The 1,289-nt window shown below is 65.0% G+C and carries 1 protein-coding gene; it reads right to left on the bottom strand.

What is annotated here, in order from left to right:
* Nucleotides 1-12 precede the first annotated feature (12 nt).
* The gene (locus tag BST28_RS22915) at nucleotides 13-1,083 is read right to left on the bottom strand and encodes an IS110 family RNA-guided transposase (RefSeq protein WP_207570200.1); all 1,071 of its coding nucleotides are present in this window, start codon (nucleotides 1,081-1,083) and stop codon (nucleotides 13-15) included.
* Nucleotides 1,084-1,289 lie beyond the last annotated feature (206 nt).

Below are 1,289 nucleotides of genomic sequence, written 5' to 3'. Positions count from 1 at the left end.
GTTTCTCCTATGTCAAGCCGCTGCCGTTTGGCAAGGGCTTTGTTGGGTTTGTTTGTCGGTTCGCATGCGGCCGAAGACGACGCGAGACAGGCGTCGTTTGAGGCAGCGCAGCGCCTCGGTGGTGGAGTCACCAGCTGCTAGCCGACGCCGGTAGTAGGCCTGCCCGAGGCCATCCAGGCGGATCTGGGTCACTGCGATGCGGTGCAGGGCGGCATTGAGTTGGCGATTGCCCGAGCGGGTCATGCGCACCCGGCCGTTGGTGTTTCCCGACCACACCGGCACCGGTGCCACCCCGGCATGACGGGCAAATGCGGCCTCGGTCTTGAATCGGGTCACTCCGGCGGTCTCACCGACGAGTTTGGCTGCGGTCAACTCTCCGCAACCGGGCAATTCCAGCAGCGCCGGCGCCACAGCACGAACGCGTTCGCCGATCCGCTTGGCCAACGCGTTGATCGCCTCGGTGAGCCGGGTGATATCAGCCAGCTCGTCGCGTGCCAGCTCGGCGACCAAGCCCGGGACCTTCGCCAACCAGTCGCCGAGAATTCGCCGGTGCTTGGCCAAGTCCAACGATCGGGCCTTGGGTGCACGTTCGGGATTGAGTTCATGCACGCGCCACAACAGTCGATTGATCGTCGCCGTCCGTTGCGCCACAAGGACTTCACGGCGATCCACCAGCAGCTTCAACTCCCGCGACACCTCGTCATGGGAGGCAACCGGCAGGTCGGGTTCGCGCAGGAATCCCCGCGCGACCGCCAGCGCGTCAATCGGATCGGACTTGCCCCGGGTGCGCGCCGAGGCACGGGTTTGGGCCATCAGCTTCGGTGGCACCCGCACCACCTTGTGACCAAAACCGAGCAGGTCGCGCTCCAGCCGCGCCGACAGGTGCCGGCAGTCCTCGATCGCCCAGAGCACCTCAGCCCCGAAGCGTTCACGGGCCCACATCACTGCTTCGGCATGCCCGGCAGTGGTCGCCGGGGTGGTCTTCTCGCCGATCTTGCGTCCAACGTCGTCGACGGCGACGAAAGTATGCGTGTGCTTGTGTACATCGGCTCCAACAACAACCATGGTGGTTGCCTCCTTCACTGTGAGGTGACGGTTGGGCCGGTCGGCGGACACATCTCAGTGGGGGCGGTGCCACGCTCCTATCAAGTCACGCCGGCCGGTCCTTCACACCTGATGCCGACAAAACGCATGGACGCCAACCCGAAGGCGGCACCGAGACTACGAGCCAGACACCAGGTGATCAGGATCCAACCACCGCACCAGGCGGCACCTCACCCTGACACTGA

Source organism: Mycolicibacter kumamotonensis, from assembly GCF_002086285.1.
GTDB classification, from domain to species: Bacteria; Actinomycetota; Actinomycetes; order Mycobacteriales; family Mycobacteriaceae; genus Mycobacterium; species Mycobacterium kumamotonense.
The sequence above is the reverse complement of the archived record's forward strand: the minus strand, read 5'-3'. Positions and strand labels throughout refer to the sequence as shown.